At 68.3% G+C, this 8,709-nt stretch carries 7 protein-coding genes; 1 reads left to right on the top strand and 6 read right to left on the bottom strand.

Features of this window, described 5'->3' with window-relative positions:
- Nucleotides 1-182: 182 nt before the first annotated feature.
- The 3 genes from QK291_RS08540 to QK291_RS08530 all read right to left on the bottom strand — a co-directional run bounded on the left by QK291_RS08540 (nucleotide 183) and on the right by QK291_RS08530 (nucleotide 3,903).
- Entirely contained in the window at nucleotides 183-2,723 is a 2,541-nt protein-coding gene (locus QK291_RS08540) for an MMPL family transporter (RefSeq protein ID WP_282380824.1), read from the bottom strand.
- 1 nt (nucleotide 2,724) lies between these two features.
- Nucleotides 2,725-3,408 (bottom strand): TetR/AcrR family transcriptional regulator, encoded by a 684-nt coding sequence (locus tag QK291_RS08535; protein WP_282380857.1) that lies wholly within the window; start codon nucleotides 3,406-3,408, stop codon nucleotides 2,725-2,727.
- Between the two features lie 114 nt (nucleotides 3,409-3,522).
- Entirely contained in the window at nucleotides 3,523-3,903 is a 381-nt protein-coding gene (locus QK291_RS08530) for a YbjQ family protein (protein WP_282380823.1), read from the bottom strand.
- Between the two features lie 210 nt (nucleotides 3,904-4,113).
- Between QK291_RS08530 and QK291_RS08525 the strand changes: the two genes are divergently transcribed.
- Entirely contained in the window at nucleotides 4,114-4,674 is a 561-nt protein-coding gene (locus QK291_RS08525; RefSeq protein WP_282380821.1) for a hypothetical protein, read from the top strand.
- Between the two features lie 152 nt (nucleotides 4,675-4,826).
- On the opposite strand, the gene QK291_RS08520 is transcribed toward QK291_RS08525, so the two are convergent.
- The 3 genes from QK291_RS08520 to QK291_RS08510 all read right to left on the bottom strand — a co-directional run bounded on the left by QK291_RS08520 (nucleotide 4,827) and on the right by QK291_RS08510 (nucleotide 8,578).
- Nucleotides 4,827-6,287, bottom strand: a complete 1,461-nt coding sequence (locus QK291_RS08520) for a dicarboxylate/amino acid:cation symporter (RefSeq protein WP_282380820.1) — start codon at nucleotides 6,285-6,287, stop codon at nucleotides 4,827-4,829.
- A gap of 311 nt (nucleotides 6,288-6,598) precedes the next feature.
- A complete protein-coding gene (locus QK291_RS08515) occupies nucleotides 6,599-8,308 on the bottom strand; it encodes a DUF885 domain-containing protein (RefSeq protein WP_282380819.1) in 1,710 nt (569 codons plus the stop codon).
- An 81-nt stretch (nucleotides 8,309-8,389) separates the two neighbouring features.
- A complete protein-coding gene (locus QK291_RS08510; RefSeq protein WP_282380855.1) occupies nucleotides 8,390-8,578 on the bottom strand; it encodes an acyl-CoA carboxylase subunit epsilon in 189 nt (62 codons plus the stop codon).
- Between the last annotated feature and the right edge of the window lie 131 nt (nucleotides 8,579-8,709).

The raw sequence follows: 8,709 nt of genomic DNA, 5'->3' as shown, positions 1-8,709 counted from the left end.
CCACCAAAGAGCCAACGACCTCCACCGCACCCGAAGGCGGCGCCAACTCGCAGCCTGAACGAACAACCGGCAGCCTGAAGCACCCGGCAGCAACAAAGCCGCCCGCCGATCGGAATGATCGGCGGACGGCTTGTCGAACCCCTATATGGCTGGATATAGCTGCCGGTGGCAGCTGGCACAAGCTACCGGGCAGTTACCCCGGCTGCTTCCGGCACAGGCCCAGGGACGGAAGCCGCGGGCTTGCGCAGCTTGGCGCCTTCAACGTCCACGTCCGGCAGGATGCGGTCCAGCCAGCGCGGCAGCCACCAGGCCCTTTCGCCGAGCAGGTACATCACGGCCGGGACAATCGTCATCCGGACCACAAAGGCGTCAATCAGCACACCGAAGGCCATCGCGAAGCCGAGCGGCCGGACCATGTTCAGGTGCGAGAAGATGAAGCCCGAGAACACGCTGACCATGATGATCGCGGCCGCGGTGACCACGGCAGCGGCGTGGCTGAAGCCCGAGCGGACCGCGTGCTTGGCCGATTCGCCGTGCATGTACGACTCGCGCATGCCGGAGGCAATGAACACCTGGTAGTCCATGGCCAGGCCGAACAGCACACCGATAAGGATGATCGGCAGGAAGCTCAGCACGGCGCCCGGATTCTCGACGCCGAAGATGGGCCCGAGCCAGCCCCACTGGTAGACGGCAACGACGGCACCGAAGGCGGCGGCGAGCGAGAGCAGGAATCCGCCGGTGGCCAGCAGCGGCACCCAGATGGAGCGGAAGACCAGCAGCAGCAGGATCAGCGAGAGGCCCACCACGATCGCCAGGTACGGCGGCAGGGCGTCGCCGAGCTTGCTGGACACATCGACGTTGCCGGCGGTCTGTCCGGTGAGCCCGATGCTGACGCCGGTGGTGTCCTTGATCTGGCCCTTTTCGGCGCGGAGTTCGGAGACCACGTGGACGGTGCTGGCGCTGGCCGGGCCCTCGTTCGGGATGACCTGGAACACCGCGGTGCGGCGGTCCTCGCTCAGGGCCAACGGCACGGCCGCGCTGACATTCTCGGTCACGCGCAAGATATCCGCCACGTCGAACTGTGTGGCCTGCGCCTCGGCCTCGCTGAGTCCCTCGGGGAGGTCGCCCACCACGATGATCGGGCCGGTCATGCCTTCGCCGAAGCTCCGTTTGGTGACGTCGTAGGCCTGGAAGGCCTGCGAGGCGACCGGTTCGGAGCTGGCGTCAGGCAGCGCGAGCCGCAGCTGGGCGGCGGGCAGGGCCACCACGCCGAGCAGGACCACTCCGGCCAGCAGGGCCAGCCACGGGTGGTTGGTGACGATGCCGCCCCAGCCGTGGCTGCTGCGGTATTCGTCCTTGGCGCGGTCCTCGGTTTCGTGGCCGGGCGCCGCGTTGTGCCGGTCCGCCTTGGCCCAGGCCCGCTTGGAGATCAGTTTCCGGCCAATGAGGGAGAGCACAGCCGGCGTCAGGGTCAGGGCCACGACGACGGCGACGGCCACCGTTGCGGCGGCGGAGAGGCCCATGACGGCCAGGAACGGAAGGCCCGGGACGACCAGTGCCGCGAGGGCGATGATGACGGTCAGGCCGGCGAAGAGCACAGCGTTGCCGGACGTGCCGGTGGCGAGCGCCACGGACTCCTCGGGGTCCATGCCGGCGAGCAGCTGGCCGCGGTGCCGGTTCACGATGAACAGCGAGTAGTCGATCCCGACGGCGAGGCCGAGCATCAGCGCCAGCATCGGGGAGATGGAGCTCATGTCCGTGGCGCCGCTGAGCGCGAACGTGCCGCCCACACCGACGGCGACTCCTACGACGGCCATCAGCAGCGGAAGTCCCGCGGCGATCAGGGTCCCGAGCATGATGATCAGGACCAGGGCTGCAACCGCGATGCCGATAATCTCGGCAGCGCCAAAGAGCTCGGAGATGTCCTCGCTGATTTCCTTGCTGGGCAGTGCGGTGACGTTGGCGGCGGACACCTCCTTGACGATGTCCTGGACCTCCTGGCGGACCTCCGGGTTGAGGCCGTTGATGGAGGTCTTGAACTGGACCTGCGCGATAGCGGCCTTGCCGTCCTCGGAAACGAAGCGGAGGCCCTTAGAGGCCTCCAGCTGGCGGGCGCCAAGGGCCAGCTTGGCCTCGCCGGCTTCCAGTTCCTGGGTGCCGGCGTCGAGCTTTGCCTGACCTTGGGTGAGGGCCGCCTTCTGCTGGCCGAGGCGTGCCTCGATCGCAGCGGCCGGCATGCCGGCGGCCGCCATCTGCTGTTCTGCAGCGTCCAGCTGGGCCTTCCCGGCGGCGAGCTCGGCAGCGGCGGTCTCAAGCTTGGCCTTCCCGGTAGCGGACTGCTCCTTGCCGGCGGCCAGATCGGTGACGGCCGCCTCCAGCTGCGCCTGGGTGGCGAACGGATCAACGGTGCCCCGAACGTCCGGGAGGGTTTCGAGCTTGGTCAGCGCGGCCGTGACGGCGTCCTTGCCGGTCTGGCTGAACTGGGCATCGTTGGCTTCGAACACCACGCTGGCGGAGCCGCCGGAGGACGAGGGAAGCTCGGTCTTGAGCTTGTCCGCCATCTGCTGGGTTTCGGTGCCGGGGATCTGGAAGTTGTTGGACAACGTGCCGTGGAAGGCGGCTGCCGCACCGCCGACGGCCACCATGACGGCGAGCCACAGGGAGATGACGAGCCAGCGGTGGCGGTAGGAAAATTTGCCGAGGCGGTAGAGCATCAGGGCCATGTCAGTGCCGATCTGGGGGAGGGGTTGCGGTGGAGTTGTCGGCCGGGATGGTGGCCTGGGTGGTTGAAGGGGCAGCGTCGGGGCGGGCGAATCCGGAGCCCAGCAGGCCCATGGAATCGATCAGGAGCTGCCGCAGGGTGGACAGGGATTCCGGGGTCAGGGAACCGCCGCACCGGAGGAACCAGACGTCCATGGCGGCTTTGCCGCAGGAGATGACTGAGCCGGCCAGGGCGCGGAGGTACAGCTCGTCGAGCTCGACGCCTTCTCTGAGGCGCTCACGGGCCGCGGTGATGATCTCGACGGTGCAGTGGTCCCAGGCTTCGAGTTCGGACCGGCTGAGCTGCGGATTGGTCTGGCCAAGGCTGTACAGCTCGGCCAGCGGAGCGACCGTCATCGGGTCGGCGAGTTCCACGAGGGCTGCCCGGGCCGATTCCAGGAAGGGTTCACCGGCCGGGCGCAGCCGGAACTGCTGGAGTGCCGTGTCCAGGAAACCGAAGGTGACGGCGGCGATGGCCGCCTCGGTGCTGCTGAAGTAGTTGAAGAAGGTGCGGCGGGAGATTCCGGCGGCGTCGGCGATGTCCTCGACCGTAAAATTGCCGGGGCCGTTGGACCGGAGCAAAGCCAGCGCGGCGTCGGTGATGGCCTGGCGGGTGGCCGCTTTGTTCAGCTCGCGGCGGGACGGCATCGACGGTGGCCCGGACGCGGACGCGGAGGCGGGCGCCGGGGGCGCGGCTGTGCGGGGGGAGGAAGAGTTGGGCACACACGTACACTACGTGCATGTTTGCACTCAGGGCAAGTTTTAGTCCGCGCTGGTCTTCGTCAGGTAGATGGATTGCCCGGTGGCGCCTGTTTCGCCCGCCGGGATGGGAATCGCGAACACGGCCGTGCCGTACGCGCAGACCTCGGTCCAGGTGGTCCCCAGCTGCGAATTGTCAAAGCGCATGGCAACAATGGCGTTGGCGCCACGCTGCTCTGCCTCGGTAACCATCCGGGCCATGACCTGTTGCCTGCTCTCGGAGAGCATGCGCGTCATCTCGGGCAGCTCCCCTCCGCCGATTGAGCGGAAACCGGCCATCATTTGGTTGCCGATATCCCGGGCGCGGACGGTAAGGCCCATCACCTCGCCGAAAACGGCGTCGATGCGGTGGCCGGGGATGTCATTGGAGGTCACGATCAGCATGCCCTGAGCCTACCCACTCCGGGACGCACGGACTGGGATGCAGCCGAAGCCTGCCCCCAGGTCGCAAGGGGCGGCTGTCGCCAACCTTCACAGGAAGATGAAAGGTTCCGAACAGCTCCCGCAGAAGGGTCCGGCGGAGACTTGCACTACGTCTTGGAAGAGACAACCACCAACCGCAGCCCTCACCAGCTGCAGACCAGGAGACAGCACATGTCACGTACGAAGAGAATGACGCTCGCCATCTCGGCCGGGGCACTGGCCCTGGGCGCCGGCCTCGGAGTTACCGGGATGGCGTCAGCAGCCACGACTCCGACCCCCAGCTCCAGCGCTTCGGCACAGGCAACGCCCGGGACCACCGACGGACAGGGCATGCGCGGCGGCCATGGGAAGGGCGGAGAGCGCGGTGCCGCCCAGGCTGCCGAACTGGCTGCCAAGCTCGGCGTTGATGAGGCCAAGGTAACCGAGGCCCTGCAGGCCTTCCGCGAAGCCAACAAGCCCACCACGCCGCCGGCCGAGGGCACCAAGCCGGACCCCGCCACCAGGGACGCGGCATTGGCGAAATCACTGGCTGAGTCGTTGGGCCTTGAGGAATCCAAGGTCACCGCGGCCCTGGAGGAGCTGCGGACCGCGGCCCAGGCTGACCGCGCCGCAGCGCTGAAGACCAGGCTGGATACCGCGGTCACCGACGGCACGCTGACCCAGGCCGAGGCGGACGCCGTCACCAAGGCCATCGAGAAGGGCGTGATTGGCGGAGGCCGGGGCGGACACTAGGCGCCACCGCACAGCCGTCTTCGATGAAGTGTAGACGCGGCTTTGGGCGAAGCGTAGACGCCGCTTAACAGGGGAAGTCCCCGGGAGAATTCCCGGGGACTTCCCCTGTTAAGCCTGCTTAGGCTGCTGCAGATTGGGGCTGGTGCCGTCGGCTACGCCCTGGTGCCGGCCAACTCGCGGCCTTCCGGCGACGCTGCCGGAGCGGTGGCGGAGGGGTCCGCTGCGGCCTCGGCGGTGCCGGCTGTGTTGTCGGCGGCTTCGTCGGCGAACGGGTCGCCCGTGCGCGGGGCGTTGTACAGCGACTCGTCAAGGATGCCCTGTCGTTTGGCCACGATCGTGGGGATCAGGGCCTGCCCGGCCACGTTGACCGCGGTGCGGCCCATGTCCAGGATCGGGTCGATCGCCAGCAGCAGCCCGACGCCGGCCAGCGGCAGTCCCAGCGTTGAGAGCGTCAGGGTCAGCATCACGACGGCGCCGGTGGTGCCGGCCGTCGCGGCGGAGCCGAGCACGGAGACGAGGGCGATCAGCAGGTACTGGGTGAAGTCGAGCTGGATACCGAAGAACTGGGCCACAAAGATCGCCGAGATCGCGGGGTAGATCGCGGCGCAGCCGTCCATTTTGGTGGTGGCGCCCAGCGGGACGGCGAACGAGGCGTAGGCGCGGGGGACACCCAGGCTGCGTTCGGTCACACGCTGGGTCAGCGGGAGGGTGCCCACCGAGGAGCGGGAGACGAAGGCCAGTTGCACGGCCGGCCAGACGCCGGAGAAGTACTGCTTGATGGACAGGCCGTGGGCGCGGACCAGGACCGGGTAGACAACGAACAGCACGAGGGCCAGGCCCACATAGATGGCGAACGTGAACTTGCCCAGGGAGCCGATGGTGTCCCAGCCGTAAATCGCCACAGCGTTGCCGATCAGGCCGACGGTGCCGATCGGGGCGATCCGGATAATCCACCAGAGGACCTTCTGGATCACGGCGAGGGCGGAGGCGTTGAGGTTCAGGAAGGGTTCGGCAGCCTTGCCCACCTTCAGCGCTGCGATGCCGACGGCGACCGCGATGACCAGGATCTGCAGGACGTTGAAGCTCACCGCTGTGGTGGCGACTCCCTCGGTGACGGTGGTGCTGGCGCCGAGGCCCAGGAAGTTCTTCGGGAACAGCCCGGTCAGGAACGCCCACCAGTCACCGGACTTGCCGGCGTACTTGGCTTCCTGGGTGATGCCGGTGTTGGCGCCGGGCTGCAGGAACACGCCCAGGCCGATGCCGATCAGCACGGAGATCAGTGCGGTGATGGCGAACCAAAGCAGCGTGTTCCAGGCCAGCCGGGCGGCGTTGGAGACGGCGCGAAGGTTGGAGATGGAGCTGACCACGGCGGTGAAGATGAGGGGCACGACGGCGGTCTGCAGCAGCGAGACATAGCTCGAGCCGATGGTCTGCAGGGTGGCGCCGAGGGCGTTGGGGTTCGCCTTGGTGCTGCCCGTGTACTTGGCCAGCAGGCCAAGTCCCAGGCCCACGATCAGGGCGGCGATGATCTGGAAACCGAACGAGCCGGCCCATTTGGGCAACTGGAAGCCGGTCTTTCCGGCGGGTGCGGGGGTGCTTGTCTGTGTGCTCACCGGATCACGCTAGGTCCGGCGCACCTAGCACGGCGAACGGATGTTGAGAAATATGACGCGGCAGATTCTCGGCCCCGCCAGCGGAATCCCTGGAAATACGCGGGAGGACACCCCGTTTGTGAAGTTATTCCCGGGCCTGTTGTGGCGATTGTCTCCCACGCGGCCCGGGAATTCCGCCGAGGTGACAGTTCGCGCCCATGGGCTGGACGATCATGGGCGCGAACTGTCACCTCGGCGGTGGTGCCCCGGCAGGGCGCTTAGCGGCCGGGCTGCCTCGGCGTTGCTACCCCAAGAGTGCGGTTGCCGGCGGGCTACGCCAGCAGCGCGCGCTTGAGGGTGTCGAGGCCCACCGAGCCGATGTTGAGGGCCCGGGTGTGGAAGGCCTTCAGCTCGAAGCCGGGGCGGGATTCGAGCTCGGCGCGGATCTGTTCCCAGAGCCGCTGGCCCACCTTGTACGACGGAGCCTGGCCCGGCCAGCCGAGGTAGCGGGTGAACTCGAACTTCAGCTGGCCCTCGCTGATCGCGAGGTTCTGCTTGAGGAACCCGTAGCCCTTGTCCGGAGTCCAGGTGCCCGACCCCCAACGCTCGGGCACCTCCAGCTCCAGGTGGACGCCGATGTCGAACACCACGCGGGCAGCCCGCATCCGCTGCATGTCCAGCATGCCCATGTGGTCACCGGGATCCCTGAGGTAGCCCAGTTCCTGCATCAGCTTCTCGGCGTAGAGTGCCCAGCCTTCGCCGTGCCCGGAGGTCCAGCAGACGTTCCGGCGCCACTTGTTGAGCAGTTCGCGGCGGTAGGTGGCGGTCGCTACCTGCAGGTGGTGGCCCGGGACGCCCTCGTGGTAGACCGTCGTGGTCTCGGCCCAGGTGGTGAAGGTGTCCTCGCCCGGCGGCACGGACCACCACATACGGCCCGGGCGGCTGAAGTCGTCCGAAGGGCCGGTGTAATAGATGCCGCCCTCGTCGGTCGGGGCGATCTTGCACTCCAGGGTCTTCATGACGTCGGGGATGTCGAAGTGCACGCCGGCGAGGTCGGCCACGGCCTTGTCGGAGAGCTCCTGCATCCACACCCGGAGCGCCTCGGTGCCCTTGAGCTGCCGGGCGGAATCGTTGTCGAGGATTTCCTTGGCTTCCTCGATCGTGGCGCCGGGGCGGATTTCCTCGGCCACCCGCTCCTGTTCGGCGATCAGGCGGTCGAGTTCCTGCACGCCCCAGGCGTAGGTTTCCGCCAGGTCCACGGCGGCGCCGAGGAACACGCGGGAGGCCAGCGCGTAGCGCTCGCGGCCCACGGCGTCCTTCTCCGGCGCGACCGGCAGCAGCTCGGACTCCAGGAAGCCGGCCAGCCGGGAGTAGGCCACCCGGGCGTCGGCGGCGCCGGCGTCGAGCCTGGCCTGCAGCTCCGGCGAAAGCGGCCCTTCGGCTGTCTTGGCGCCGGCCGCGAGCTTAGCGAAGAAGCCGTCTGCCGCGGCGTATTTGGTGGTCTGCTCGATGACGATCGCGACCTGCCGGACTGCGGAGACCCTGCCGTCCTCCTTGGCCGTGCGCAGGGACTTGATATAGCCGTCGATCGCGCCCGTTATGTTGTGTGCCCGGCCCGCGATGTGCTCCCAGTCCCCGGCGGTGGCCGTGGGCATGAGGTCGAAGATGGAGCGGATCTGCTGGGCGGGCGACTCGATATTGTTCAGCTCTGCCAGGTCCCAGCCGGATGCGTGGAGTTCCAGCTGCAGGCCCAGGCGCTCGCGCATGGCATCCAGGGTGACGGCGTCGACGTCGTCCGCCGGTTCCAGGCCCTCCAGCGCCGCCAGCGTCTCGCGCGCGGCGGCTGCGAACTCCTCGTGCCCGGCGGGGGAGAAGTCCCGGTATTCGGCCTCGTGCCCCGGGATCCCGAGTTCGGTGGCGAAACTCGGGTCAAGCCGGATCAGGGTGTCCGTGAAGGCATCGGCGACGGCGTCGATGGCGGTGTGCGGGCGCGCTGGAACGGTGTTGTCGGCGGCAGTGTTGTCAGTGGGTTCGGTAGTCACCCGAAAGACACTAGCCGGACCGGGGCCGTTATGAAAGGGTTGCTGCACTTTTCCGGGTGGCGCGGAGTGGCCCCGGGGACTTCAGCCGCGGCTGCGCTTCCAGGAACCGGGTCCGGGCTGCGGTGCCAGCTGCAGCTGCTGCCGGCGGATCCAGTGCCGGGCGCTTGGCTTCTGCGGCTCGGCCGGTTCGCCGCTGCCCACGGACAGCACGACGGCGGCCAGCGCCGCGAGCTCCTCCGGCGTCGGCTCGCCCTTGACGACGGCGAACAGCGGCTGCTGGGCGGCCGGCGTCTCCCCGGAGGCAACTCCGGACCCGTCGCCGGGCTCAGCTGCGGGGTGGGTGGATGGGCCCACGCCGGCGAGGGACCCGGCCTGTGGGCCCACGCCGGCGAGGGACCCGG

This window comes from Arthrobacter sp. AL12, from assembly GCF_029960645.1.
Lineage (GTDB): Bacteria > Actinomycetota > Actinomycetes > Actinomycetales > Micrococcaceae > Arthrobacter.
Note: the sequence above shows the minus strand (reverse complement) of the source record. Positions and strands in the feature narration are given on the sequence as shown.

Coding starts and splice junctions, on each gene's coding strand:
- QK291_RS08540 (WP_282380824.1), bottom strand. CDS start 2,723: ATGGCCCTGATGCTCTACCGCCTCGGCAAATTTTCCTACCGCCACCGC.
- QK291_RS08535 (WP_282380857.1), bottom strand. CDS start 3,408: ATGCCGTCCCGCCGCGAGCTGAACAAAGCGGCCACCCGCCAGGCCATC.
- QK291_RS08525 (WP_282380821.1), top strand. CDS start 4,114: ATGTCACGTACGAAGAGAATGACGCTCGCCATCTCGGCCGGGGCACTG.
- QK291_RS08530 (WP_282380823.1), bottom strand. CDS start 3,903: ATGCTGATCGTGACCTCCAATGACATCCCCGGCCACCGCATCGACGCC.